Origin of the sequence: Enterobacter sp. D2 (genome assembly GCF_034427575.1) — a bacterium.
GTDB classification, from domain to species: domain Bacteria; phylum Pseudomonadota; class Gammaproteobacteria; order Enterobacterales; family Enterobacteriaceae; genus Enterobacter; species Enterobacter cloacae_M.
In genome coordinates this window covers 128,950-154,658 of record NZ_JAXQPP010000004.1, presented here as the reverse complement: position 1 = coordinate 154,658, position 25,709 = coordinate 128,950, and the positions used below count along the sequence as shown (strand labels likewise).

The 25,709-nt window shown below is 55.7% G+C and carries 25 protein-coding genes and 1 pseudogene; 18 read left to right on the top strand and 8 right to left on the bottom strand.

What is annotated here, in order from left to right:
• The first annotated feature begins 10 nt into the window (after window positions 1–10).
• From rfaQ to coaD, 7 genes and pseudogenes are all read left to right on the top strand, one after another.
• Window positions 11–1,081, top strand: a complete 1,071-nt coding sequence (gene rfaQ / locus SPG90_RS18355) for a putative lipopolysaccharide heptosyltransferase III (protein ID WP_072254618.1) — start codon at window positions 11–13, stop codon at window positions 1,079–1,081.
• Window positions 1,078–2,278: pseudogene (locus tag SPG90_RS18350) on the top strand (glycosyltransferase family 4 protein). The gene rfaQ and the pseudogene SPG90_RS18350 overlap by 4 nt, the downstream one beginning before the upstream one ends.
• 2 nt (window positions 2,279–2,280) lie before the next feature.
• Window positions 2,281–3,381: a glycosyltransferase gene (locus SPG90_RS18345; protein ID WP_045400325.1), complete on the top strand. Its 1,101-nt coding sequence runs from the start codon at window positions 2,281–2,283 to the stop codon at window positions 3,379–3,381.
• Window positions 3,382–3,392: 11 nt separating this feature from the next.
• Window positions 3,393–4,382, top strand: a complete 990-nt coding sequence (locus tag SPG90_RS18340) for a glycosyltransferase (protein WP_045400329.1) — start codon at window positions 3,393–3,395, stop codon at window positions 4,380–4,382.
• A gap of 66 nt (window positions 4,383–4,448) precedes the next feature.
• Entirely contained in the window at window positions 4,449–5,723 is a 1,275-nt protein-coding gene (gene waaA, locus SPG90_RS18335; protein ID WP_023309893.1) for a lipid IV(A) 3-deoxy-D-manno-octulosonic acid transferase, read from the top strand.
• Window positions 5,723–6,493: a glycosyltransferase family 2 protein gene (locus tag SPG90_RS18330; RefSeq protein ID WP_045400335.1), complete on the top strand. Its 771-nt coding sequence runs from the start codon at window positions 5,723–5,725 to the stop codon at window positions 6,491–6,493. Before waaA ends, SPG90_RS18330 begins: the two co-directional genes overlap by 1 nt.
• Before the next feature lie 3 nt (window positions 6,494–6,496).
• Window positions 6,497–6,976, top strand: coding sequence for a pantetheine-phosphate adenylyltransferase (coaD, locus tag SPG90_RS18325; protein WP_023334018.1), 480 nt, complete (start codon window positions 6,497–6,499; stop codon window positions 6,974–6,976).
• A gap of 2 nt (window positions 6,977–6,978) precedes the next feature.
• Here the strand turns inward: coaD and mutM are convergent, their stop codons facing one another.
• The 4 genes from mutM to radC form a co-directional block, all read right to left on the bottom strand.
• A complete protein-coding gene (mutM, locus tag SPG90_RS18320; protein ID WP_047743204.1) occupies window positions 6,979–7,788 on the bottom strand; it encodes a bifunctional DNA-formamidopyrimidine glycosylase/DNA-(apurinic or apyrimidinic site) lyase in 810 nt (269 codons plus the stop codon).
• 72 nt (window positions 7,789–7,860) lie between these two features.
• The gene (gene rpmG / locus SPG90_RS18315; RefSeq protein ID WP_003024094.1) at window positions 7,861–8,028 is read right to left on the bottom strand and encodes a 50S ribosomal protein L33; all 168 of its coding nucleotides are present in this window, start codon (window positions 8,026–8,028) and stop codon (window positions 7,861–7,863) included.
• A 22-nt stretch (window positions 8,029–8,050) separates the two neighbouring features.
• Window positions 8,051–8,287, bottom strand: a complete 237-nt coding sequence (gene rpmB / locus SPG90_RS18310; protein ID WP_002436699.1) for a 50S ribosomal protein L28 — start codon at window positions 8,285–8,287, stop codon at window positions 8,051–8,053.
• Between the two features lie 218 nt (window positions 8,288–8,505).
• Window positions 8,506–9,174, bottom strand: coding sequence for a RadC family protein (gene radC / locus SPG90_RS18305; RefSeq protein ID WP_023309889.1), 669 nt, complete (start codon window positions 9,172–9,174; stop codon window positions 8,506–8,508).
• Window positions 9,175–9,344: 170 nt separating this feature from the next.
• On the opposite strand from radC, the gene coaBC reads away from it, so the two are divergent.
• From coaBC to slmA, 3 genes are all read left to right on the top strand, one after another.
• Window positions 9,345–10,556: a bifunctional phosphopantothenoylcysteine decarboxylase/phosphopantothenate--cysteine ligase CoaBC gene (coaBC, locus tag SPG90_RS18300; protein WP_087823747.1), complete on the top strand. Its 1,212-nt coding sequence runs from the start codon at window positions 9,345–9,347 to the stop codon at window positions 10,554–10,556.
• On the top strand, window positions 10,534–10,992 hold the full coding sequence (gene dut / locus SPG90_RS18295) for a dUTP diphosphatase (protein WP_008502691.1): 459 nt from the start codon (window positions 10,534–10,536) through the stop codon (window positions 10,990–10,992). Before coaBC ends, dut begins: the two co-directional genes overlap by 23 nt.
• Window positions 10,993–11,112: 120 nt before the next feature.
• Complete coding sequence (gene slmA / locus SPG90_RS18290; RefSeq protein ID WP_024906630.1) at window positions 11,113–11,709, top strand: nucleoid occlusion factor SlmA; 597 nt, start codon at window positions 11,113–11,115, stop codon at window positions 11,707–11,709.
• Window positions 11,710–11,749: 40 nt separating this feature from the next.
• On the opposite strand, the gene pyrE is transcribed toward slmA, so the two are convergent.
• Both pyrE and rph read right to left on the bottom strand, forming a co-directional pair.
• On the bottom strand, window positions 11,750–12,391 hold the full coding sequence (gene pyrE / locus SPG90_RS18285) for an orotate phosphoribosyltransferase (RefSeq protein ID WP_045400340.1): 642 nt from the start codon (window positions 12,389–12,391) through the stop codon (window positions 11,750–11,752).
• Window positions 12,392–12,458: 67 nt separating this feature from the next.
• Window positions 12,459–13,175, bottom strand: coding sequence for a ribonuclease PH (gene rph, locus SPG90_RS18280; RefSeq protein WP_010426431.1), 717 nt, complete (start codon window positions 13,173–13,175; stop codon window positions 12,459–12,461).
• Between the two features lie 125 nt (window positions 13,176–13,300).
• Here rph and SPG90_RS18275 point away from each other — a divergent pair, with 125 nt between their 5' ends.
• Both SPG90_RS18275 and SPG90_RS18270 read left to right on the top strand, forming a co-directional pair.
• A complete protein-coding gene (locus SPG90_RS18275; RefSeq protein WP_126303903.1) occupies window positions 13,301–14,164 on the top strand; it encodes a YicC/YloC family endoribonuclease in 864 nt (287 codons plus the stop codon).
• 205 nt (window positions 14,165–14,369) lie between these two features.
• Entirely contained in the window at window positions 14,370–14,987 is a 618-nt protein-coding gene (locus SPG90_RS18270) for a trimeric intracellular cation channel family protein (protein ID WP_023334014.1), read from the top strand.
• A 2-nt stretch (window positions 14,988–14,989) separates the two neighbouring features.
• Here the strand turns inward: SPG90_RS18270 and ligB are convergent, their stop codons facing one another.
• The gene (gene ligB / locus SPG90_RS18265) at window positions 14,990–16,660 is read right to left on the bottom strand and encodes an NAD-dependent DNA ligase LigB (RefSeq protein WP_126303905.1); all 1,671 of its coding nucleotides are present in this window, start codon (window positions 16,658–16,660) and stop codon (window positions 14,990–14,992) included.
• Between the two features lie 251 nt (window positions 16,661–16,911).
• Between ligB and gmk the strand changes: the two genes are divergently transcribed.
• Genes gmk through recG form a run of 5 tightly spaced genes read left to right on the top strand, consistent with a single transcriptional unit; the run spans window position 16,912 to window position 22,778 of the window.
• Window positions 16,912–17,535, top strand: coding sequence for a guanylate kinase (gene gmk / locus SPG90_RS18260; protein WP_010426438.1), 624 nt, complete (start codon window positions 16,912–16,914; stop codon window positions 17,533–17,535).
• Between the two features lie 54 nt (window positions 17,536–17,589).
• Window positions 17,590–17,865 (top strand): DNA-directed RNA polymerase subunit omega, encoded by a 276-nt coding sequence (rpoZ, locus tag SPG90_RS18255; protein WP_000135058.1) that lies wholly within the window; start codon window positions 17,590–17,592, stop codon window positions 17,863–17,865.
• 19 nt (window positions 17,866–17,884) lie between these two features.
• Window positions 17,885–19,999 (top strand): bifunctional GTP diphosphokinase/guanosine-3',5'-bis pyrophosphate 3'-pyrophosphohydrolase, encoded by a 2,115-nt coding sequence (spoT, locus tag SPG90_RS18250; RefSeq protein ID WP_023309883.1) that lies wholly within the window; start codon window positions 17,885–17,887, stop codon window positions 19,997–19,999.
• A gap of 4 nt (window positions 20,000–20,003) precedes the next feature.
• On the top strand, window positions 20,004–20,693 hold the full coding sequence (gene trmH / locus SPG90_RS18245) for a tRNA (guanosine(18)-2'-O)-methyltransferase TrmH (protein WP_045354723.1): 690 nt from the start codon (window positions 20,004–20,006) through the stop codon (window positions 20,691–20,693).
• Window positions 20,694–20,696: 3 nt separating this feature from the next.
• Window positions 20,697–22,778, top strand: coding sequence for an ATP-dependent DNA helicase RecG (gene recG / locus SPG90_RS18240; protein ID WP_023309881.1), 2,082 nt, complete (start codon window positions 20,697–20,699; stop codon window positions 22,776–22,778).
• A 2-nt stretch (window positions 22,779–22,780) separates the two neighbouring features.
• On the opposite strand, the gene gltS is transcribed toward recG, so the two are convergent.
• The gene (gltS, locus tag SPG90_RS18235; protein WP_023309880.1) at window positions 22,781–23,983 is read right to left on the bottom strand and encodes a sodium/glutamate symporter; all 1,203 of its coding nucleotides are present in this window, start codon (window positions 23,981–23,983) and stop codon (window positions 22,781–22,783) included.
• A gap of 225 nt (window positions 23,984–24,208) precedes the next feature.
• Here gltS and xanP point away from each other — a divergent pair, with 225 nt between their 5' ends.
• The gene (xanP, locus tag SPG90_RS18230; RefSeq protein WP_023309879.1) at window positions 24,209–25,600 is read left to right on the top strand and encodes a xanthine/proton symporter XanP; all 1,392 of its coding nucleotides are present in this window, start codon (window positions 24,209–24,211) and stop codon (window positions 25,598–25,600) included.
• The last annotated feature ends 109 nt before the right edge of the window (window positions 25,601–25,709 follow it).

The window sequence follows — 25,709 nt, the reverse complement described above, 5'->3', positions numbered from 1 at the left end:
CGCCGATAAGATGATGATGAATAACTTACCTGACACACCTGATTTGCGCATTTTACTTATCAAACTCCGCCATCATGGCGACATGTTGCTGACCACTCCCGTCGTTGATTCATTACGTCAAAAATGGCCGCAGGCGCAAATTGATGTCCTGCTGTATGAAGAAACGCGCGATATGCTCGCCGCGCATCCGGCGATCGGTACAATTTATGGAATCGATCGTAAATGGAAGCAGCTGGGCACGCTGAAGCATCTTCAAAAAGAGTGGCAGCTACTGTGTGCGTTAAGAAATCAGCATTATCATCTGGTCATTAACCTGGCCGATCAATGGCGTAGCGCGATCGTCACTCGTTTTACCGGCGCACCCGTTCGCCTCGGATTTGCGTTTAACAAACGCAATAGTGCCTTTTGGCGTTTTTGTCACACCGATCTGGTCTCTGTCGACGGCCACAAATCCCTGCATACGGTCGAGCAGAATCTCTCCATTCTGGGGCCATTACCTGTCGCGCCGCAGCCTGCCGTCACCATGGCCTACACCGCAGAAGACTGGGATCATGCCCGTCAAAGACTGACGCAGACGGGTGTTGGCGACAGCTACATCGTGATCCAGCCGACGTCCCGCTGGTTCTTTAAATGCTGGAGCGAAGACAAAATGGCGCAAACCATTTCTGCACTGCAGCAGGAGGGCCATACGGTTGTGCTCACCGCGGGGCCGGATAAAAAAGAGCTGGCGATGATCGATCGCATTCTCGCCGCCTCGCCGAAGACGGGGGTCGTCTCTCTGGCGGGCCAGCTAACGTTGCGCCAGCTGGCCTCACTCATCGATCATGCGCGTCTTTTTATTGGCGTTGACTCCGTTCCTATGCATATGGCCGCCGCGCTTCAAACGCCCTGCGTGGCATTGTTTGGTCCATCAAAACTGACGTTCTGGTCACCGTGGCAGGTTAAAGGGGAAGTGATCTGGGCCGGCGATTACGGCCCGCTACCCGATCCGGATGCCATTGATACCAAAACGAAAGAACGCTATCTCGACGCCATTCCCGTTGATGCTGTCGTCTCCGCCGCAAGGAGATATCTGTCATGAAACACCATCGTCTGGCCATTGTTCGCCAAAAATATCGCCCTGATGGCGGGGCGGAACGCTTCGTTTCGCGCGCTCTCACCGCGCTGAGCAATCAGAACCTTGAGCTAAACGTCATCACGCGCGAGTGGCAGGGAGAGAAGCAAGACGACTGGCATATCCACATTTGCAACCCTCAGAAATGGGGCCGTATCAGTCGAGAACGCGGATTTGCACAGGCCGCGNTGGCATATCCACATTTGCAACCCTCAGAAATGGGGCCGTATCAGTCGAGAACGCGGATTTGCACAGGCCGCGCGCGCGCTGTGGCAGCAACAGCAGTTTGATATTGTTCAAAGCCATGAGCGCATCCCGGGGTGTGATATTTATCGCGCGGGTGATGGGGTGCATCGTCGCTGGCTGCTGCAGCGCGCGCGCATTTTACCTGCCTGGCGCGCGCAAATGCTGATGTATGACCGCTATCACCGCTATGTGATGCGTGCGGAACGGGAAATGTATCAGGCGCCTGAGTTAAAAGCCGTAATCTGTAATGCGGAGATGATCAAACGCGAAATCGTTGAAGACTTTAATATTGACGCAAAGAAAATTCATGTGATTTATAATTCTATTGATTCCAGCCGCTTCGTTCCGGCCCAGGAGGCACAGCGTGCGATTTTGCGCCAACAATTTGGTTTGCCAGCCGATGCCGTTGTGTTCTGTTTTGTAGGCTCAGGGTTTGAACGAAAAGGATTAGCCAGCGCCATACGCGCTATTGCTGGAACATCTGCCTGGCTGATTGTGGTTGGGCAAGATAAAGCAGAACGTCGTTACCGCGACCTCGCCCGTTCGTTAGGCTGCGAGGGGCAAATCCGTTTCCTGGGGATGCAAAAAGAAACTCTGCCTTTTTATCAGCTATCCGATGGTTTACTGTTGCCAACGCTGTATGATCCCTTTCCTAACGTCATTCTTGAAGCGATGGCCTGCGGCTTGCCCGTCATTACTTCAGAGAGTTGCGGTGGTGCAGAATTTATTCAACAAGGCCAGAACGGATTTTATTGTGACGCACTTGATATCAGTACATTGAAGGAAGCGGTAGCCGCTATCCCTTCACTGGAAAAAAATAACAATATGGGACGAGCGGCACGTGAACGTGTAAAAGACGCCACTCCCGAAAAACTATCAAGTCAGCTTATTACGCTTTATCAAAAATTACTGGATTAAAAATGCGCATCCTAATGATTATTGATGGTTTACCCGGTGGAGGAGCCGAAAAAACGGTTCTTACACTCTCCCGCGGGTTAATAGAAATGGGGCATCAGGTCTCTCTATTCTCTCTGCGGAAAGTGTGCGACTACGCCATCCCGGAAGGCATCGATTATCAGGTTGTTCAGGACACATGTAAAAAACCGTGGCGAAAGCTGACGGAGATCCCACGCCGCGCCCAACTGCTTGATCAGGCGATTGAGCGAGCTGAGCGCAGCGGCAAATTTGATGTGGTGTTCTCTCACCTGCACAAGACAGACCGCATTGTGGCGCACTGCCGCGCGCTGGAACGTGACAAAGTCTGGTTCTGCGTGCACGGCATGTTCTCGTTTTCCTATCTTCGCCATCGCAGCGGACTTTCGCGCTGGTTTAAACATCTTAAAATTCGTCATACCTACGAAAACCGCAACGTTGTCGCCGTCTCAGGCGCCGTGTTGAAAGATCTTTCCGAGACGCTGGCGCTCAATCTTCGACGCAAAGCGGTTATCCATAATCCTTTTGATATTCCTGAAATTCAGCGTCTGGCGGATGCGCCTTTCGAAATGCAGGGAAAGGATTACATTATTCATGTTGGCCGCTTCCATGAGCACAAACGCCACGACCGACTCTTACGTGCGTTCGCCCTGAGCAAAATTGACACCACGCTGGTCATGATGGGCAATGGCTCTGACGCTCAAATTCGCAAACTCAAGCAGCTTGCAGCCGAGCTGGGTATTGAAAACAAAACGGTTTTCCGCCCGTTCGACTCCAATCCCTATCCCTGGATTAAAGGGGCACGCCTTTTAGTGTTAAGTTCTGACTGCGAAGGTTTTGGTAATGTGCTGGTCGAAGCCATTATCTGCCAGACGCCACCGGTCAGTACAAATTGCCCCGGAGGCCCTGCTGAAATCCTCACCGGAGCCTTAGCGCGCGGGCTGGCAGAGTTAAATGACGCGTCACTGGCAAAAACGCTGGCGGATATTTATACCGCCCCGCCGGTCGTTGGCGATGCAACCATCGCGTCGTTCGGTATCAGTGCCATTTGCCAGCAATATATTGCTCTGGTCGACAATCAAAAATAATCAGGTTTCTTATGCAAAATTCTGCCCCATTGTTAAGCGTGGTGGTTGCCGTTTATAACGGTGAAGCTTTCCTGGATCAGTTCTTTACCTGCCTTGTCAATCAACGCATCGACAGCATGGAAGTCATCATTGTCAATGACGGCTCTACTGACCGCTCGATGGAGATCGTCGAAAAATGGCGAGAAAAACTACCGCAGATGCAGGTTATAGAACAGCAAAACCAGGGCGTATCCATCGCGCGTAACACCGGTCTGGCCGTTGCGACGGGTCAATATCTCTCTTTCCCGGATATTGATGATGTCTTTAAACCCGGCATGTACCAGCGCCTGCTGGATATGGCCGTCACGCAGGATCTGGATGTCGCCACCTGTAACGGGAACTACGTCTGGGAGAACAACAAGAAACCCTCACGCCCGATCTTCCCTGAAGACAAACTGGCTTCCACAGGGGTCATGGCTGGCCCTGCGTGGTTAAAAATGGCGCTGGATTCACGTAAATTCCTTCACGTCACCTGGCTGAACATCTATCGCCACGACTTTATCCGTAAACACAGTTTCCATTTCGAACCCGGCCTGCGCCATCAGGATATTCCGTGGACCACCGAAGTGCTGCTTGCGGCAGAGCGGGTTCAGTACACCAGTGAACGTTATTACGACTACTACATTCACTCTGCATCGGTGTCTCATATGCCGGACAATGACGACACGCTAATTCGCTCCGCGCGTCACTACATGAAAATCCTGCAGATGCTCGACGCCATCAATCAGCGCTACCCGGATAAAGTGAAAGGGATCCCTGCCTGCCACTGGCAAATTGCCAAAGAGGGGTTGGGCATTATTCACACCTTCGACAACATGAAGGATGAGAAGAAGAAATCAATGATTATTAAAGAGTTCTTCGAAACAGGCATCTGGAAACTCATCTGGAAAAGTGCAAAAAATCCGCGTCTGCGCTGGCGGCTGGGTCGACGTTATTTCCGTTTGAAACGGTATCTGGCATAAGAGATAGCTTTACCTGGCCTAAATGCTTAGAATTTGCCCGCCGAAACTAAAAAAACGGATAATCGCTTGGAATTGTTGTATACCGCTCTGCTCTACATCATTCAGCCACTGGTGTGGCTGAGACTGTTGCTTCGTAGCCGGAAAGCGCCTGCGTATCGTAAACGCTGGGCTGAACGCTATGGCTTCTGCCGCAATAAAGTCGTACCGGACGGTATTTTGCTGCATTCCGTTTCTGTCGGTGAAACGCTGGCGGCGATCCCGCTGGTTCGCGCCCTGCGTCACCGCTACCCTTCGCTGCCAATCACCGTCACGACGATGACGCCAACCGGCTCGGAGCGCGCGTTATCCGCTTTCGGCAAAGACGTGCAGCACGTCTATCTGCCTTACGATCTGCCCTGCGCCATGAATCGTTTCCTCAACACCGTTCGCCCGAAGCTGGTGATCGTGATGGAAACCGAACTGTGGCCGAACATGATTTCCGCTCTGCATGCCCGTAAAATCCCGCTGGTCATTGCCAACGCGCGCCTGTCAGAGCGCTCGGCGAAAGGTTACGGCAAGCTGGGTAAATTTATGCGCCGCCTGCTGGGCAAAATCACGCTGATTGCCGCGCAGAACGAAGAGGACGCGGCGCGCTTTATCTCTCTGGGCCTGAAACGCAACCAGCTTGCGGTAACGGGCAGCCTGAAGTTCGATATTTCCGTTACCCCTGAACTCGCCGCCCGTGCGATCACGCTGCGTCGCCAGTGGGCCCCGCGTCGTCAGGTCTGGATTGCGACCAGTACCCATGATGGCGAAGAAGAGATCATCCTGCAGGCTCACCGCAAACTGCTGGAAAAATTCCCTGATTTACTGCTGATCCTCGTGCCTCGCCATCCGGAGCGTTTTAAAGATGCCCGTGAAATGGTTCAGAAAGGCGGCTTCAGCTTCACGCTGCGCAGCAGCGGTGAAATCCCTTCCGGCAGCACCCAGGTGGTGATTGGCGACACGATGGGCGAGCTGATGTTGCTGTACGGAATCGCTGACCTCGCGTTTGTCGGTGGCAGCCTGGTGGAGCGCGGCGGTCATAACCCGCTGGAGCCGGCAGCCCACGCCATTCCGGTACTGATGGGGCCGCACACGTTTAACTTCAAAGATATCTGCGCGAAATTACAGCAGGCCGATGGTTTAATTACCGTGACCGATGCGGATTCGGTGGTTAAAGAGGTATCGACCCTTCTGACTGACGAAGATTATCGCCTGTGGTACGGGCGTCATGCCGTCGAAGTGCTGCACCAGAACCAGGGCGCACTGACCCGACTGCTGCAGCTTCTGCAACCTTATCTGCCCCAGCGGAGCCACTGATGTCAACGCGTCTGTCGGTCGTCATGATCGCCAAAAACGCCGCCGACCTGCTTCCGGATTGCCTGGCGTCGGTTGCCTGGGCTGACGAGATAGTCATTCTTGACTCCGGAAGTACGGATAACACGGTGGATCTTGCCCGGGCAGCGGGCGCAAACGTCTTTGTCGACGCTGACTGGCAAGGCTACGGCATCCAGCGCCAGCGCGCACAGGGGTATGCCACAGGTGATTATGTCCTGATGCTCGACACCGACGAACGCATCACGCCGGAGCTTCAGCAGGCCATTCAGGCTGTACTTTCCTCGCCCCAGCCTGGCGCCGTGTACAGCATTGCCCGCCGCAACTACTTCCTTGGCCGTTTTATGCGCCACAGCGGCTGGTATCCTGACCGCGTGATGCGCCTCTACGAGCGCGAGCGGTATCAGTACAACGACAATCTGGTGCATGAATCCCTGAGCTGCGATAGCGCTCAGGTCATCCCCCTGAAGGGCGATTTGCTGCACCTGACCTGCCGTGATTTCGCGAGCTTCCAGCGTAAACAGCTCAACTATGCCACCGCATGGGCGCAGGAGCGTCACCAGCGCGGCAAGAAGGCCTCGCTGACGGGAATCTTCACCCACACGCTGGGCGCGTTTCTGAAAACGCTGCTGCTGCGTGGTGGCGTGCTGGACGGCAAGCAGGGCTGGTTACTCGCGGTAGTGAATGCCCAGTATACTTTCAACAAATACACCGAGCTGTGGGCGCTCTGCCGCGGCTACTCAGAGAAAACGTGAGCCATGAGCACAAAAGCGATTTATCCGGGTACCTTCGATCCTATCACCAACGGTCATCTTGATATCATCACCCGTGCGGCGTGCATGTTCGACAAGGTGATCCTGGCCATTGCCGCCAGCCCCAGCAAAAAGCCGATGTTTGACCTCAACGAGCGCGTACAGCTCGCCACCGATGCCATTTCGCACCTGCCGAATGTTGAGGTGGTCGGGTTTAGCGACCTGATGGCTAACTTCGCCCGCGCTCAGCAGGCAAACATTCTTATCCGTGGTTTACGCGCGGTGGCAGACTTCGAGTATGAGATGCAGCTGGCGCACATGAACCGCCACCTGATGCCGGAGCTGGAGAGCGTTTTCCTGATGCCCTCCAAAGAGTGGTCGTTTATCTCTTCTACTCTGGTAAAAGAGGTGGCGCGTCATCACGGCGACGTCACACATTTCCTGCCGACTAACGTCCACCAGGCATTGATGGAAAAGCTAAAGTAACCTTATTTCTGGCACTGACGGCAGTAGAACGTGGCGCGCTGGGCGTGCTTCGTGGCAATCACTGGCGTGCCGCAGACTCTGCACGGTTCGCCTTTACGGCCATACACCTGCAGCTCCTGGGCAAAATAGCCCGGCTTGCCGTCACTTTGCAGGAAGTCCTTCAACGTTGTCCCGCCCTGCTCAATCGAGCGAAGTAATACGGCTTTAATCACCCGGACCAGCAGCTCGCACTCCTGCGCAGACAGCGAAGAGGCCAGCCGATCGGGATGGATCCCGGCCGCAAACAGCGATTCGCTGGCGTAGATATTCCCCACGCCGACCACCAGCTTGTTATCCATCAGCCAGGGCTTAATCGGGCTTTTCTTCTTCGCACACTTCGCCTTGAGGTATTCCGCGTTAAACGCGTCTGAGAGCGGCTCCGGGCCCAGATGCGCCAGCACGTTATGCCCTTCCAGCTCCTTCGTCCACAGCCACGCGCCAAAGCGCCGTGGGTCGGTGTAACGGAGCACTTTGCCGTTGCTCATCACCAGATCGACATGGTCATGCTTTTCCGCAGGCAGTTCTTCGGTAAGAATGCGCAGGCTCCCGGACATTCCCAGGTGGATAATAATCCAGCCGTCGGGCAGCTCCAGCAGCAGGTATTTCGCGCGACGCTGTACGCTAAGGACGGGTTTATCGCTCAGGGTATGGATCTCATCGGACACCGGCCAGCGCAGACGTCCATTGCGGACCACCGCGTGAAGAATCGTTGCGCCGACCAGATGGGGCTCAATGCCGCGACGGCTGGTTTCTACCTCAGGTAATTCAGGCATGGTTCCTCCGTTGAGATTCAGAATGCAAAAAACCCCGCAGTTGCGGGGTTTTTCGATACAAGGAGACTAAAATTATTTGATTTTAGCTTCTTTGTACAGTACGTGCTGGCGTACAACTGGATCGAATTTTTTCAGTTCCAGTTTTTCCGGCTTAGTACGTTTGTTCTTCGTGGTGGTGTAGAAGTGACCTGTACCAGCAGAAGAAACCAGCTTGATTTTCTCGCGAATACCTTTAGCCATGATTTATTTCCTCTTTAAGTACTTAGTACTTTTCGCCACGGGCACGCAGTTCGGACAGAACTGTATCGATGCCTTTCTTATCGATTACACGCATACCTTTAGCAGATACGCGCAGGGTGACAAAACGCTTCTCGCTCTCAACCCAGAAACGGTGAGAGTGCAGGTTCGGCAGGAAACGGCGTTTAGTCGCGTTCAGTGCGTGGGAACGGTTGTTACCGGTCACCGGACGCTTGCCAGTAACTTGGCAGACTCGGGACATGTCTATTCTCCAAAAATCAAATTAGCTCGAGCTTCGTATGGGGTATCGGCGCCTCGTCAGGCTTTACAGCCCGGTCATCGCATAGTTCTAAGTGAACTCTCGATTGCCAGGCCCAAATGCCAAACCCGAGATTCTCAAAGGTGGCGTAGTATACGCTGACTCGGCGGTGTGCTCAAGTCCCGAACAGACAAAGATCCCGACGGATCGCGAGAAATAGCCTAAATCCAGCCATGTTCTGCGAAAGAAATGTACTCACCGCGGCCAATTATCAGATGGTCCAGCACACGAATGTCCATGAATTGACAGCATTTGATAATGCGTTCGGTGATTTCTTTGTCCGCTCTGCTCGGTTCTGCACAGCCAGAGGGGTGATTATGCGCGAGGATCACGCCCGCTGCATTCACTTTTATCGCTTCCCGCACAATTTCACGCGGATGCACCTCAACGTGGCTCAACGTGCCCGCAAAGAGACAGCTATGTTTCAGCACCCGATTTCTGTTATCGACAAAGATCACCATAAAGATCTCGCGTTCAATATCGGTTAACTGGCTCTGCAGGAATTCACGCGTCATTTCTGGCGTCAGGATCGGATCTTCCTTCTCCATGCGGACATTGTAAAAACGGCGGGCAAGTTCAGCAATGCCCCTCAGCTGGGCATATTTCGCCACGCCAATTCCCTCAACGTGCTTAAACTGCGCCAGGTCGGCGGTCAATAAACCGTACAGTGAACCGAAATGTGCTATCAGCTCTTTTGCCAGCGTAAATACCGTTTTTCCGGGCGTTCCGGTACGTAAAAAGAGCGCCAATAGTTCATCGTCTTTTAACAGGGTGACGCCATAGCGCAGCAGTTTTTCGCGCGGCAGCAGCTCCTCATCCTCTTCTTCCATGCTCTTTCTCCTTTTTAACCTCATGCTGCCACAGGCCAATCCGTCGCTCGACGGCCACATTGCGTTCTTGCGTAGCGCCTCGCAAAGTGGACGAAGTACAAAATCACTCCGCTTTGGGGATTGTGATAAAATGCCCGCTCTCTGGTGAAACCCAACAGGAAAGAATCATGATGAGCCTGGCCGGTAAAAAAATCGTTCTTGGCGTGAGCGGCGGCATTGCTGCTTATAAAGCGCCGGAGCTGGTGCGTCGTCTGCGCGAGCGCGGAGCTGACGTGCGGGTCGCGATAACCGAAGGCGGTAAAGCCTTTATCACTCCTCTGAGCCTGCAGGCCGTTTCAGGATACCCGGTATCTGACAGCCTGCTCGATCCGGCCGCCGAAGCCGCCATGGGCCATATTGAGCTGGGTAAATGGGCAGACCTGGTTATCCTCGCCCCCGCCACGGCTGATTTAATCGCTCGGGTGGCGGCCGGTATGGCAAACGATCTGGTCTCCACCATTTGTCTGGCCACGCCAGCTCCAGTTGCCGTCGTTCCTGCCATGAACCAGCAGATGTACCGTAACGCGGCCACCCAGCACAATCTCGAGACGCTGGCCTCACGCGGCCTGCTTATCTGGGGTCCGGACAGCGGCAGCCAGGCCTGCGGCGACGTTGGCCCGGGTCGCATGCTTGATCCGCTGACGATTGTTGATATGGCCGCTGCCCATTTTTCGCCTGTCAACGATCTGCAACATCTCAACATCATGATTACCGCGGGCCCCACGCGCGAGCCGCTGGATCCGGTGCGCTACATCACCAACCACAGCTCCGGCAAAATGGGCTTCGCGATTGCCGCCGCCGCCGCAAGGCGTGGCGCGAACGTCACGCTGGTGAGCGGCCCGGTATCGCTGCCTACCCCTGCGTTTGTGAAGCGAATTGACGTGACTACCGCGCTGGAGATGGAAGCCGCCGTGCAGGCACATGCGCAAAGCCAGCAGATTTTTATCGGCTGTGCGGCCGTCGCAGACTATCGTGCCGAGACGATCGCCGAGGCTAAAATTAAAAAGCAAGGCGATGAATTAACACTAAAAATGGTGAAAAACCCGGACATTGTTGCCGGCGTCGCCGCACTAAAAAGCCATCGTCCATACGTTGTTGGGTTTGCCGCAGAAACGAATAATGTGGAAGAATATGCCCGGCAAAAACGTACCCGCAAAAACCTCGATTTGATTTGCGCGAACGACGTATCGCTGGCCACACAAGGATTTAACAGCGACAGCAACGCACTGCACCTTTTCTGGCAGGATGGAGATAAAGTCTTACCGCTTGAGCGCAAGGAACTCCTGGGCCAACAATTACTGGACGAGATCGTTACCCGTTATGATGAAAAAAATCGACGTTAAGATTCTGGACCCGCGTGTTGGCGAGCAATTCCCGCTGCCAACCTATGCCACCTCCGGTTCTGCCGGTCTTGACCTGCGCGCCTGTCTCGATGACGCCGTAGAACTGGCTCCGGGTGCCACTACCCTGGTTCCAACTGGCCTGGCAATTCACATTGCTGACCCGTCTCTGGCAGCGGTGATCCTGCCGCGTTCTGGTCTGGGCCATAAGCACGGCGTTGTGCTGGGTAACCTGGTGGGCCTGATCGACTCCGACTACCAGGGTCAGCTGATGGTCTCCGTCTGGAACCGCGGTCAGGACAGCTTCACCATTGAACCGGGCGAGCGTATCGCCCAGATGGTCTTTGTACCGGTGGTACAGGCAGAATTTAACCTGGTGGCAGACTTTGACGCCACCGACCGTGGCGAAGGCGGCTTCGGCCATTCCGGGCGCAAATAACGGCCCGAAAGACACGTATCTCACAGCGTTATAATGCAATAACAAACCGCAAACGCCCGTTTGCGGTCGCTGTGTGGATGCCAGCCTGGCAAGTGCTTATTTTCAGGGGTATTTTGTAACATGGCAGAAAAACAAACTGCGAAAAGGAATCGTCGCGAAGAAATACTTCAATCTCTGGCTCTGATGCTTGAATCCAGCGATGGCAGTCAACGCATCACCACCGCTAAACTGGCCGCCTCTGTAGGCGTGTCTGAGGCGGCGCTGTACCGTCATTTCCCGAGCAAGACCCGGATGTTCGACAGCCTGATCGAGTTTATTGAAGACAGCCTGATTACGCGCATCAACCTGATTCTGAAAGACGAAAAAGACACTACCGCGCGTCTGCGTCTGATTGTGCTGTTAATCCTGGGCTTCGGTGAACGCAATCCGGGCTTAACCCGCATTCTCACCGGCCACGCGCTGATGTTTGAACAGGACAGACTGCAGGGCCGCATTAACCAGCTTTTCGAGCGTATTGAAGCGCAATTGCGCCAGGTTCTGCGCGAGAAGAAAATGCGTGAAGGCGAAGGTTACAGTATTGATGAGACTCTGCTGGCGAGCCAGATACTGGCGTTTTGTGAAGGGATGCTCTCCCGCTTTGTGCGTAGCGAATTTAAATACTGTCCAACGGACGATTTTGACGCCCGCTGGCCGTTAGTGGCTGCTCAGTTGCAGTAATCTGTAAGCCCGGTAAGCGTAACGCCACCGGGCAATTTAATTACACCCCGAACTCTTCGCGATACGCTTTTACCGCTGCCAGATGGTCCGCCATTTCAGGCTTCTCTTCCAGATACGCAATCAGCTCTTTCAGGGTAATAATCGACGTCACTTTGCAGTTATAGTCACGCTCCACTTCCTGAATAGCGGAAATCTCGCCACGGCCACGCTCCTGACGATCCAGCGAAATCAGCACGCCAGCCAGCGTCGCAGCGTTGGCCTGGATAATTTCCATCGATTCGCGGATCGCCGTGCCCGCGGTGATTACGTCATCGACCAGCATGACGCGGCCCTGCAGCGGGCTGCCGACCAGATTCCCGCCTTCGCCGTGGGTTTTAGCCTCTTTGCGGTTAAAGCAGTAGGGCACGTCGCGGTCATGGTGTTCCGCCAGCGCCACCGCGGTGGTGGTCGCAATCGGAATGCCTTTGTAGGCCGGGCCAAACAGCAGGTCAAAATCAATCCCGGAATCCACCAGCGCTTCGGCATAGAAACGGCCTAACAGTGCCAGATCGCGCCCGGTATTAAACAGCCCGGCGTTGAAGAAATAGGGACTCTTACGCCCGGATTTCAGCGTAAATTCGCCAAACTTAAGTACCTGCTTGTTAAGCGCAAACTCAATAAACTGGCGCTGATACGATTTCATGGATTTGCTCCTTTGGTTTTTCTGTCTTACAGGCAAAAAAAAGGCGACTAATTGGTCGCCTTTAAAATCAATTTTCTAACGCCGCTTTCTGCGTCGTTACAATGGATTCGATTCCCCCTCGGGCCAACGCCAGCAGGGAGAGAAGTTCTTCGTGGGTGAACGGCTCGCCTTCTGCCGTGCCCTGCACCTCAATGATGCGACCGTCTTCGGTCATCACCACGTTCATGTCGGTTTCTGCTGCGGAATCTTCAACGTATTCCAGATCGCAAAGCGCTTCACCATTAACGATACCGACAGAAACCGCCGCAACCATGCCTTTCATTGGGTTGGTTTTCAGCTTGCCGGCCGCAACCAGCTTGTTCAGGGCATCGGCCAGCGCCACGCAGGCACCGGTAATCGACGCCGTACGCGTACCGCCGTCAGCCTGAATCACGTCGCAATCGAGAGTAATGGTGAATTCGCCGAGGATTTTCAGGTCAACGGCGGCGCGCAGCGCACGCGCGATCAGACGTTGAATCTCCATGGTACGCCCGCCCTGCTTACCCTTCGCCGCTTCACGGGCGTTACGGGTATGGGTCGCACGCGGCAGCATGCCGTATTCAGCGGTGATCCAGCCCTGGCCCTGACCTTTCAGGAAGCGCGGAACGCCTTCTTCGATGGAGGCGGTGCACAGCACTTTAGTGTCACCAAACTCAACCAGCACGGAGCCTTCAGCGTGTTTTGTATAGTTACGGGTCAGGGTGACGGGACGCACCTGATTGGCGCTACGACCTGATGGACGCATGATGGATTCTCCGGCTTGAAACGAATGTGGCTGCGCATTATACGGATAAAGGACGCTTATTCCTATCCTGAGAAGCCCCCGAAAGCTATAATCCCCCCATCTCTCCTTTAAAAACGGGAATGTCTATGATCCGCAGTATGACCGCCTACGCCCGGCGTGAAATCAAGGGTAGCTGGGGTAGCGCCACATGGGAAATGCGCTCGGTAAACCAGCGTTACCTGGAAACGTATTTCCGTATGCCGGAGCAGTTCCGCAGCCTTGAGCCTGTCGTACGTGAACGTATCCGTACGCGTCTGACGCGCGGAAAAGTGGAATGTAACCTGCGCTTTGAGCCCGATGCCAGCGCACAGGGCGAGCTCATCCTCAACGAAAAACTGGCGAAACAGCTCGTGAATGCAGCGAACTGGGTCAAAATGCAGAGCGATGAAGGCGAAATCAACCCGGTTGATATTCTGCGCTGGCCTGGCGTCATGGCGGCCGGTGAGCAGGATCTGGATGCTATTGCCGCTGAAATCCTGGCAGCCCTCGACGGCACGCTGGACGACTTTATCGTTGCCCGCGAAACCGAAGGCCAGGCGCTGAAAGCGATGATTGAGCAGCGCCTTGAAGGCGTGAGCACCGAAGTAGCGAAAGTCCGCACCCATATGCCAGAAGTGCTGCAATGGCAGCGCGAGCGCCTTGTCGCCAAACTGGAAGAAGCGGAAGTTCAGCTGGAAAACACCCGTCTGGAACAAGAGCTGGTGCTGATGGCGCAGCGTATTGATGTCGCTGAAGAGCTGGACCGTCTGGAAGCGCACATTAAAGAAACCTACAACATTCTGAAGAAGAAAGAAGCTGTGGGCCGCCGTCTGGACTTTATGATGCAGGAGTTCAACCGCGAGTCGAACACCCTGGCGTCTAAATCGATCAATGCAGAAGTGACGAATTCAGCGATTGAGCTGAAAGTGCTGATTGAGCAGATGCGCGAGCAAATCCAGAATATCGAATAATGCTTTTCGGGTGGTGTCGACCGCACCACCCATTACTATTTCTAATCCATCCCAACAGCAATTTTGTCGCTTTACCGCCCTCCATCAAGCTTTCTCTATAGAACTTGATAAAAATTTATAGGGCAAACTGACTCGCCTTAGAAAATCTCAATCGTGATCTTGCGCACAAATCGCTAACCTCCCCCACGTTCACACCGGAGGGTATATGCTGCTTCACATCCTTTATCTCATTGGCATCACCGCAGAAGCCATGACCGGCGCGCTTGCCGCCGGACGTCGCCGTATGGACACCTTCGGCGTGATCATTATTGCTACGGCGACCGCACTGGGCGGCGGTTCCGTGCGCGATATTCTGCTTGGCCATTACCCGCTCGGCTGGGTTAAACACCCTGAGTACGTGATTATTGTGGCGACGGCCGCCGTGTTAACGACCATAGTGGCGCCCGTTATGCCCCATCTTCGCCGCCTGTTTCTGGTGCTTGATGCGCTGGGGCTGATTGTCTTTTCGATCATCGGCGCACAAATCGCGCTCGATATGGGGGAAGGACCGGTTATCGCCACCATCGCCGCCGTGGTCACGGGCGTATTCGGCGGTGTGCTGCGCGATATGTTCTGCAAACGCATCCCCCTGGTCTTTCAAAAAGAGCTGTATGCCGGCATCTCCTTTGCGGCAGCGGTGCTCTATATCGCTCTGCAGCATTACGTTTCAAACCATGACGTGGTGGTCATCTCAACGCTGCTGTTTGGCTTTACGGCCCGCATGCTGGCGCTGCGTCTGAAGCTCGGGCTGCCCGTTTTTCATTACAAACACAGCGCCCACTAGCTTCAGAACCCGTTGATGTGCTGTTCAGCGAGCCATTTCGCCAGCACATCTATCTGAGGGGCGTGAATCCAGTTAACGATTTGTCGCGCTTTCTCCTCTCCTGTTCCCGGCAGGGTCTGCCAGTCCTTTGCGTTGCGCCCGCTCATCTTCTGCCACGATATGTCTCCCATCGCCTTCAGCGAAGCCTGGGTCAATGGCACACCCATTGCCATGAGCCAGCGGATAAACGGCTTCTCGCGCACCAGATTAAATCGGTGCCAGAGCGCCAGCCCGCGTGCAGAGGAAAACCCCGGTGTAGCCTGCAGCTGCGCCTGCGTTAATAACAGCCATGAAAAGAGATGTTCAAAATGATGCGCCTGCCAGAGGGTTCGCCAGCCTGACTCGCCTACTCCTTCAATATCAAGTACCTGCTTTGAACTGAGCCAGGTCAGCCGGGCAAAGAACTGCTCCATACACTCCGGTGAAGCATAGAAACAGCTAAGAGCATGATAGCGTGAGGCCGGTGGCTCTGGTTTATGTCTGTCCGTTCCGCGCCAGAGCACCTTATCAAACCGGGGGATACCCTGCCCGGCCAGGCTGATCTGTATCTGATCCCCTGGAGCAATATCCAGATTCTGCCAGCGCCCAACCGAGCCCAGACTCACCCGCTGCACCTGTTTATCATCCAGTTGTACGGGCTCCAGCGCTGCTACAACGAAAATTTTGCCCGTGCGCCCCACGGAAAAATGAATATCACTCACCTCTGCAACCTGGGCTGCGGGAGGATATTTCCACGCGACAACCCAGCTGCCTTCTCCCGGTAACCACTCTTCACCCGCGGGTTCATCCTCCGAACGCACCACAATCCCATCCGTGGCAAAGGGTAATGCGGTCACGTGCCAGGCCGCGCGCTGCTTCTCGACGGCATCGACAGATTCGGCGGGTAGCGTATACCGTGCCGACAGCGTAAAACCGGCCTGAGACAGTTCAGCTAAAGAGGTACGCATATCTTTCGGTCCGTCCGGCCAGGCCCAGATGAATACGCCGATCTTGCTCAATAGCGAGTTATCCTTTTGCCGCATCATCGCCCCTGCCACCTTTGCGCGAGCGTTCATTCCGCCCATCTGCTGCTGAATGTGATTGTCGCGTAACCAGAAAAGCTCGCCCTGTAAGACGCTATTCGCCAGCGCGCCGGTGAGCTTTTGCGGAACAGACGGGATTAAACGCACCTTCCCGGTCCAGTCTTCCCCTTTCAGGCCATCACCGCGACTGATAGCCTGGGTTAACTTTCCGTTGCGATAGACCAGCGTCACCGCCACACCGTCAACTTTCGGCTGCATCCACAGATGCTGTCGGGCACGCATCCACTGTCTCAACTCCTCTTTGCTGGCCACTTTATGTACACCCGTATGGGCAACAGGATGTTTTACGCTTCCCACCAGCGCCGGGAGTTTCTCTTCTGAAGGCTCGCTGCCAAAACAGCGCTGCCACAGCGTTAACCGCCCGTGAAGCTGGTCGTAAACCTCGTCGCTGATCTCGCTCACGCCCTGCTTCCAGTAGGCCTCATCCCAGCCTTTGATTTGCGCGCTTAACGACGCCATCTCTTTTTCTGCTTTTGCCTGCGACCACACCGGACACACTGCCGCGCCATAGCCACACCACAACAGCATTAACCCGCTTATCCATCGCCACATCGCTACCCCTCCTTTGCATTGCAGGAGGTATACCCGGATGCCTGAAACAACGCTAACGGCAACGTTTCACAATGCGAGACGCTATCCGGTGTTTCTTTTGGTTGTTGAAAACCACGGATAAAACCTGAAAACGGCACGCAAAATTCAATAATTCAGGGGAAAAAGTGTGACAAAGGCTACGTCACACGGCGGTGACGTGTATAATAAGCCCGTATGTAGGACTTCTTCGTTAACACATACAAAAGACTCTCATGGCTCAAGGCACGCTTTATATTGTTTCTGCCCCTAGTGGCGCGGGTAAATCCAGCCTTATTCAGGCACTGTTAAAAACCCAACCGTTGTACGACACACAGGTTTCTGTTTCTCACACCACGCGAGCGCCGCGTCCGGGTGAAGTGCACGGTGAACACTATTTCTTTGTGGATCACGACGAATTCAGAGCGATGATCGGCAGAGACGCGTTTCTTGAACACGCTGAAGTATTCGGTAATTACTACGGTACCTCGCGTGAAACCATTGAGCAGGTTCTGGCCACGGGCGTGAATGTGTTCCTGGATATCGACTGGCAGGGCGCACAGCAAATTCGTAAGAAAATGCCTGACTCGCGCAGTATCTTTATTTTACCGCCATCGAAAGATGAGCTGGATCGCCGACTGCGTGGCCGCGGTCAGGACAGCGAAGAAGTGATCGCAAAGCGTATGGAACAGGCTGTTGCAGAAATGAGCCATTACGCGGAATATGATTACCTTATTGTGAACGATGATTTTGATGCCGCGCTGAGCGATCTCAAAACCATTCTTCGTGCAGAACGTCTGCGTATGAGCCGCCAGAAGCAGCGACATGACGCATTAATCACCAAACTGTTGGCAGACTGAACCCACTTTCAGTATCATGCCCAGTCATTTCTTCACCTGTGGAGCATTTTAAGTATGGCACGCGTAACTGTTCAGGACGCTGTAGAGAAAATTGGTAACCGTTTTGACCTGGTGCTGGTCGCCGCGCGTCGCGCTCGTCAGATGCAGGTAGGCGGTAAAGATCCGCTGGTACCGGAAGAAAACGATAAAACCACCGTTATTGCACTTCGCGAAATCGAAGAAGGTCTGATCAACAACCAGATCCTCGACGTGCGTGAGCGCCAGGAGCAGCAAGAGCAGGAAGCCGCAGAACTGCAGGCCGTAACCGCTATTGCTGAAGGTCGTCGTTAATTAAACCTGCGGGTCGCCCTTGTATCTGTTTGAAAGCCTGAATCAACTGATTCAAACCTACCTGCCTGAAGACCAGATTAAGCGTCTTCAGCAGGCGTATCTCGTTGCACGTGACGCTCACGAGGGCCAGACACGTTCAAGCGGTGAACCCTATATCACGCACCCGGTAGCGGTGGCCTGTATTCTGGCCGAGATGAAACTCGACTACGAAACGCTGATGGCCGCTCTGCTGCATGACGTGATCGAAGATACCCCTGCCACTTATCAGGACATGGAACAGCTGTTTGGCAAAAGCGTTGCCGAACTGGTGGAAGGGGTCTCTAAGCTTGATAAGCTGAATTTCCGCGACAAGAAAGAGGCGCAAGCCGAAAACTTCCGCAAGATGATTATGGCGATGGTGCAGGATATCCGCGTCATTCTCATCAAACTCGCTGACCGTACCCACAACATGCGCACGCTGGGCTCACTTCGCCCGGATAAACGTCGCCGCATTGCCCGTGAAACTCTCGAAATCTACAGTCCGCTGGCGCACCGTTTAGGTATTCACCACATTAAAACCGAGCTGGAAGAGCTGGGTTTTGAAGCGTTGTACCCGAACCGCTATCGCGTGATTAAAGAGGTGGTGAAAGCCGCACGCGGTAACCGTAAAGAGATGATTCAAAAAATCCTCTCGGAAATTGAAGGGCGCTTACAGGAAGCGGGAATCCCGTGCCGCGTCAGCGGTCGTGAAAAACATTTGTACTCCATCTACTGCAAAATGGTGCTCAAAGAGCAGCGTTTTCACTCGATCATGGATATCTACGCTTTCCGCGTGATCGTCCACGACTCGGACACCTGCTATCGCGTGCTGGGGCAGATGCACAGCCTCTACAAACCGCGTCCGGGGCGCATGAAAGATTACATCGCTATCCCAAAAGCGAACGGCTATCAATCTTTGCACACCTCGATGATCGGTCCGCACGGCGTGCCTGTTGAGGTGCAAATTCGCACCGAAGACATGGACCAGATGGCAGAGATGGGTGTTGCCGCACACTGGGCGTATAAAGAGCACGGTGGCGAAAGCAGCACGACCGCACAAATCCGCGCCCAGCGCTGGATGCAGAGCCTGCTGGAGCTTCAGCAGAGTGCGGGTAGCTCGTTTGAATTTATCGAGAGCGTTAAATCCGATCTCTTCCCGGATGAGATTTACGTTTTCACCCCTGAAGGCCGCATTGTCGAACTGCCTGCGGGCGCAACGCCGGTCGACTTCGCTTACGCCGTGCACACCGATATCGGGCATGCCTGCGTCGGCGCGCGCGTCGACAGACAGCCTTATCCGCTCTCTCAGCCGCTCTCCAGCGGCCAGACGGTAGAAATTATTACCGCGCCGGGCGCACGTCCGAACGCAGCCTGGCTGAACTTTGTCGTGAGCTCCAAAGCACGCGCCAAAATTCGCCAGCTGCTGAAAAACCTCAAGCGTGATGATTCCGTCAGCCTGGGGCGTCGTCTGCTCAACCACGCGTTGGGCGGCAGCCGTAAGCTGGCTGAAATTCCGCAGGAGAACGTCCAGCGCGAGCTGGAGCGCATGAAGCTCGCGTCGCTTGATGACCTGCTGGCAGAGATTGGCCTCGGCAACGCCATGAGCGTGGTGGTGGCGAAGAACCTGCAGCAAGGCGACACGACAGCGGTGCCTGCAACCACGCAAAGCCACGGACACCTGCCGATTAAAGGCGCGGATGGGGTGCTGATCACCTTCGCAAAATGCTGTCGTCCAATACCTGGCGACCCGATTATTGCGCACGTCAGCCCGGGCAAAGGGCTGGTTATCCACCACGAGTCCTGTCGTAACATTCGCGGCTACCAGAAAGAGGCCGAGAAGTTTATGGCGGTCGAGTGGGATAAAGAGACGGCGCAGGAATTTATCACCGAAATTAAGGTGGATATGTTCAACCATCAGGGTGCCCTGGCGAACCTGACGGCAGCGATCAACACGGCTTCTTCCAACATTCAAAGCCTGAATACGGAAGAAAAAGATGGCCGCGTGTACAGCGCCTTTATTCGTCTGACCGCCCGCGACCGCGTGCATCTGGCGAATATTATGCGCAAGATCCGCGTCATGCCGGACGTGATTAAAGTCACCCGAAACCGAAACTAGGTTTATGAATTCACAACGTTATGCACGTATCTGCGAAATGCTCGCCAGGCGTCAGCCTGACCTGACGGTCTGCATGGAGCAGGTGCACAAACCCCATAACGTTTCTGCTATCGTTCGTACCGCAGATGCCGTCGGTGTGCATGAAGTGCACGCCGTCTGGCCGGATGGCCGTATGCGCAATACGGTCTCGGCGGCGGCAGGCAGCAACAGCTGGGTGTCTGTCAAAAATCATCACACCATTGGCGAAGCCGTATCGCACCTGAAAGGGCGCGGGATGCAGATCCTTGCCACTAACCTGTCCGCTAAAGCCGTAGATTTCCGCGAGATCGACTACACCCGCCCGACCTGCATTTTGATGGGTCAGGAGAAAACCGGGATCTCCCGGGAAGCGCTGGATCTGGCGGATCGTGACATTATCATTCCGATGATCGGCATGGTGCAGTCTTTGAACGTCTCCGTGGCGTCCGCACTCATTCTGTATGAAGCGCAGCGTCAGCGTCAGAACGCCGGGATGTACGAGCGCAGCAACAGCATGCTGCCGGAAGATGAACAGCAGCGCCTGCTGTTTGAAGGTGGTTATCCGGTGCTGGCTCGCGTTGCGAAGCAGAAAAAATTGCCTTACCCCCACGTCAACGCGCAGGGCGAAATTGAAGCCGATGCCGAGTGGTGGGCCACCATGCAGTACGCCGGGTAAGCGATGAAAGGCCGCCTGCTGGATGCCATCCCGCTTAACAGCCTGACAGGCGTGGGCGCGGCGCAAAGCAATAAGCTGGCAAAAATTGGCCTACACACCGTGCAGGATCTCCTGCTTCACCTCCCCCTGCGTTACGAAGACCGCACTCAGCTCTACAAGATTGGCGATCTCCTTCCCGCCATTTACGCCACCGTTGAAGGCGAAGTCCTGAACTGCAACATCACCTTCGGCGGACGCCGGATGATGACCTGCCAGATCAGCGACGGCACCGGCATTCTCACCATGCGTTTTTTCAACTTCAGCGCGGCGATGAAAAACAGCCTGGCGACGGGCCGCAGGGTGCTGGCCTATGGCGAAGCCAAACGCGGGAAATACGGCGCAGAGATGATCCACCCGGAGTACCGCGTGCAGGGCGATCTCAGCACGCCGGAAATGCAGGAGACGCTTACCCCGGTTTACCCGACGACCGAAGGCATCAAGCAGGCGACGCTGCGTAAGCTCACCGATCAGGCGCTGGAGCTGCTGGATACCTGCGCCATTACCGAGCTGCTGCCGCCCGAGCTGGCGCAGGGCATGATGAGCCTGCCCGAGGCGCTGCGAACCCTGCATCGACCGCCGCCAACGCTGCAGCTCAGCGATTTAGAAAGCGGCAAACACCCCGCCCAACAGCGTCTTATCCTTGAGGAATTACTGGCACATAACCTGAGCATGCTGGCGCTTCGCGCGGGCGCGCAGCGTTTCCACGCCCAGCCCTTAAGCCCTCGTGATGAGCTCAAAGATAAGCTGCTGGCCTCTCTGCCGTTTAAACCCACCGGCGCGCAGGCGCGCGTCACCGCCGAGATTGAACGCGATATGGCGCTCGACGTGCCGATGATGCGCCTGGTGCAGGGCGACGTGGGCTCCGGTAAAACGCTGGTTGCCGCCCTGGCGGCCCTGCGCGCGATTGCCCACGGTAAGCAGGTGGCGCTGATGGCGCCGACCGAGCTGCTGGCTGAACAGCACGCCAACAATTTCCGCGCCTGGTTTGCGCCACTCGGGATTGAAGTGGGCTGGCTTGCAGGGAAGCAAAAAGGCAAAGCGCGCCTTGCGCAACAGGAGGCTATTGCCAGCGGGCAGGTGCAGATGATTGTCGGCACGCACGCTATCTTCCAGGAGCAGGTGCAGTTTAACGGTCTTGCGCTGGTGATCATCGACGAGCAGCACCGCTTCGGCGTGCATCAGCGTTTGGCATTATGGGAGAAAGGGCTGCAGCAGGGCTTCCACCCGCATCAGCTGATCATGACCGCCACGCCGATCCCGCGCACCCTGGCGATGACCGCCTACGCCGATCTGGATACCTCCACCATCGACGAACTGCCGCCGGGCCGTACGCCGGTCACCACGGTCGCCATTCCCGACACGCGCCGCAGCGATATCATTGACCGCGTGCGCAACGCCTGCACCCAGGAAGGGCGTCAGGCCTACTGGGTCTGTACGCTGATTGAAGAATCTGAACTGCTGGAAGCGCAGGCTGCCGAAGCCACGTGGGAAGAGCTTAAGCTGGCGCTGCCGGAGCTGAACGTGGGTCTGGTTCACGGACGCATGAAGCCCGCTGAAAAACAGGCGGTGATGCAGTCGTTCAAACAGGGTGATTTGCATCTGCTGATCGCCACCACGGTGATCGAAGTCGGCGTGGACGTCCCGAATTCCAGCCTGATGATCATCGAAAACCCGGAGCGTCTCGGCCTTGCCCAGCTCCACCAGCTGCGCGGGCGCGTCGGCCGTGGCGCGGTTGCGTCCCACTGCGTTCTGCTCTACAAAGCGCCTCTTTCCAAAACCGCCCAGATGCGTCTGCAGGTGCTGCGCGACAGCAACGACGGTTTTGTGATTGCGCAAAAAGACCTGGAGATCCGCGGTCCGGGCGAACTGCTGGGCACGCGTCAGACGGGGAACGCCGAGTTCAAAGTGGCGGATTTGCTGCGCGATCAGGCCATGATCCCAGAAGTTCAGCGCCTGGCTCGCCATATTCATGAACGCTACCCCGAACAGGCGGCAGCGTTAATTGAGCGCTGGATGCCGGAAACCGAGCGCTATTCCAACGCCTGATTTCAGGCAAACATCGGCAGCATCAGATACAGCTTAATCACCAGCGCGTTGACGATATCAATGAAGAATGCGCCAACCATCGGGACCACAAGAAACGCCATGTGCGATGGCCCGAACCGTTCTGTGATCGCCTGCATATTGGCGATAGCCGTTGGAGTGGCCCCCAGACCAAACCCGCAGTGACCCGCCGCCAGCACCGCCGCATCGTAGTTTTTGCCCATCATGCGCCAGGTCACGAACATGGCGTACAGCGCCATAAACAGCGCCTGTACCGCCAGAATCGCCACCATCGGTAGCGCCAGCGAAGCCAGTTCCCACAGCTTGAGGCTCATCAGCGCCATCGCCAGGAACAGCGACAGGCAGACGTTGCCGAGCACCGATACCGCCCGTTCAAACACGCGGTAGAAGCCCATCAGCGCCAGACCGTTGCTCAGGATCACCCCGATAAACAGCACGCAGACAAACGTCGGCAGTTCAAATGCGGAACCCGCCAGCCATTGCGCAACCACTTTGCCCACGGTCAGGCAGATGGCGATCGTCGCGATAGTTTCAATCAGCACCAGCGAGGTAATGCTGCGCCCGACGTCCGGCTTTTCGAACGCGGTCGGCACCAGCTCATCGTCAGGCCTGCCGTTCGGCGTGGTGGAGTGCTTAACCAGATACCGCGCCACCGGGCCGCCAATCAGGCCCCCCAGCACCAGGCCAAAGGTCGCACAGGCCATCGCCACTTCCGTCGCGTTTTCAAACCCGTAGCGCTCGATGAACAGCTTGCTCCACGCGGCCCCGGTTCCGTGACCGCCCGAAAGGGTAATCGACCCCGCCAGCAATCCCATCAGCGGATCCAGCCCCAGCAGCGTTGCCATGCCGATGCCAATGGCGTTTTGCATCAGCAGCAGCCCCACCACCACAATCAGGAATACGCCGAGCACCTTACCGCCCGAGCGCAGGCTCGCCAGGTTGGCGTTCAGGCCGATAGTGGCAAAGAAGGCCAGCATCAGCGGATCTTTCAGGGACATATCAAAATCGATTTCCCAGCCCATGCTTTTTTTCAGTATCAGCAGGGCCAGCGCCACCAGCAGGCCACCGGCGACAGGTTCAGGAATGGTGTATTTCTTCAGAAGGGAAACGCTATGTACCAGCTTGCGACCAAGCAGAAGAACCAGCGTTGCGGCAACAAGGGTCGACAACGTATCGAGATGAATCATAAAAGGCTCCTGTAATGCGCGTGTTCCATACACACGCGGCGTTATCCTGGGCCGGGTTGCGCTCTTCATGAGCTCCCGGCGCAAAAAGTGTAATTTTTTTTCCCCACGCGTTGTAGAAAACCTGCTCACAGCAGCAGATTTTCTTCCCTTTTTTTGCTGGCAATCGTTTGCTTTTACCAGGTGGTCAGATAAAATGCCCGCTTTTCCACCGTGGGATTGCCGCCGATGTCCGTTAACACCATAGAGTCGCCTGATGCGCAACCGATTGCGCAGAAGCAAAATAGCGAACTGATTTACCGCCTTGAAGACCGCCCGCCGCTGCCGCAAACGCTTTTCGCCGCCTGCCAGCATCTTCTGGCAATGTTTGTTGCGGTGATCACCCCGGCGCTGCTGATTTGCCAGGCGCTCGGTTTACCGGCGCAGGACACGCAGCACATTATCAGCATGTCTCTCTTCGCCTCCGGCGTGGCCTCGATTATTCAAATTAAAGCGTGGGGTCCGGTGGGGTCGGGATTATTGTCGATTCAGGGCACCAGCTTTAACTTCGTGGCACCGCTGATCATGGGCGGTACGGCGCTGAAAACCGGCGGTGCGGATGTTCCGACCATGATGGCGGCGCTGTTCGGCACGCTGATGCTGGCCAGCTGTACGGAGATGGTGATCTCCCGCGTTCTGCATCTGGCTCGCCGCGTCATCACCCCGCTGGTTTCCGGCGTGGTCGTGATGATTATCGGCCTGTCGCTGATCCAGGTGGGCCTGACGTCCATCGGCGGCGGCTATGCCGCAATGAGCGACCACACCTTCGGCGCGCCGAAAAACCTGCTGCTGGCGGGTGTCGTGCTGGCGATCATTATTCTGCTTAACCGTCAGCGTAACCCTTACCTGCGCGTCGCCTCGCTGGTGATCGCCATGGCGGCGGGCTACCTGCTGGCGTGGGCGCTGGGCATGCTGCCGGAGAACACCGCGCCGACCAACAGCGCGCTGATCGTCGTTCCAACACCACTCTACTACGGCCTGGGCATTGACTGGGGCCTGCTCCTGCCGCTGATGCTGGTCTTTATGATCACCTCTCTTGAGACCATCGGCGATATCACCGCTACCTCCGACGTCTCCGAGCAGCCGGTGTCCGGCCCGCTGTACATGAAGCGCCTCAAAGGCGGCGTGCTGGCGAACGGCCTGAACTCGTTTGTCTCTGCGGTATTCAACACCTTCCCGAACTCCTGCTTCGGTCAGAACAACGGCGTGATCCAGCTGACCGGCGTTGCCAGCCGCTACGTCGGTTTTGTGGTGGCGCTGATGCTGATCGTCCTCGGCCTGTTCCCGGCGGTAAGCGGCTTTGTGCAGCATATCCCTGAGCCTGTGCTGGGCGGCGCAACGCTGGTGATGTTCGGGACTATCGCAGCCTCCGGCGTGCGTATCGTCTCCCGCGAGCCGCTGAACCGCCGCGCGATCATGATTATCGCGCTGTCGCTGGCCGTTGGCCTGGGCGTGTCCCAGCAGCCGCTGATCCTGCAGTTTGCGCCTGACTGGGTGAAAAACCTGCTCTCTTCCGGCATTGCCGCGGGCGGTATCACCGCTATCGTTCTGAACCTCGTTTTCCCGCCTGAAAAGAACTGATCATCTTCACGGCAGGTAGTCAATGCCTGCCGTGACATCTAATTACACCATTCCCGCCTTGAGGATTGCGCATAAATCGTGCATAACTCCCTTATGTGCGTTTTGCGGG